Annotated in this window: 1 pseudogene; it reads right to left on the reverse strand. The window is 39.6% G+C overall.

Features of this window, described 5'->3' with window-relative positions:
- Positions 1-664 (reverse strand): annotated as a pseudogene (locus B2G86_RS13360) (YSIRK signal domain/LPXTG anchor domain surface protein); the annotation flags it as partial.

Raw genomic sequence — 664 nt, forward strand, 5'->3', positions numbered from 1 at the left:
CCAATCTTATTGCCATCTTTATCGAAGATTTCAACTTTAGTTCCAGGGTCAGCTTTTACAACGATTGGATCTTTCGTACCACCTTTACCTGTTAAGTCTGTTTGAATCACAGGTTTAGTTGGCGGTGTTGTATCTTTTGATTTGACAGGTTCAGAAGCATCAGATGTATTCGGTGTTTCCGCATTATCCGTTGCTTTCGCTGTAATATTACCTTCAGGTAATGGTTTTGTTGGCGTGATTTCAGCGACACCTTGATCATTTGCGATACCTTCACCAATTTTGTTTCCGTCTTTATCGAAGATTTCAACTTTAGTTCCAGGGTCAGCTTTTACAACGATTGGATCTTTCATACCACCTTTACCTGTTAAGTCTGTTTGAATCACAGGTTTAGTTGGCGGTGTTGTATCTTTCGATTTGACAGGTTCAGAAGCATCAGATGTATTCGGCGTTTCAGCATTATCTGTCGCTTTAGCAGTGATATTACCTTCAGGTAATGGTTTTGTTGGTGTGATTTCAGCTACGCCTTGATCATTTGCGATACCTTCACCAATCTTATTGCCATCTTTATCGAAGATTTCAACTTTAGATCCAGGGTCAGCTTTTACAACGATTGGATCTTTCATACCACCTTTACCTGTTAAGTCTGTTTGAATCACAGGTTTAG

The organism is Mammaliicoccus fleurettii, from assembly GCF_002018435.1.
GTDB classification, from domain to species: Bacteria; Bacillota; Bacilli; order Staphylococcales; family Staphylococcaceae; genus Mammaliicoccus; species Mammaliicoccus fleurettii.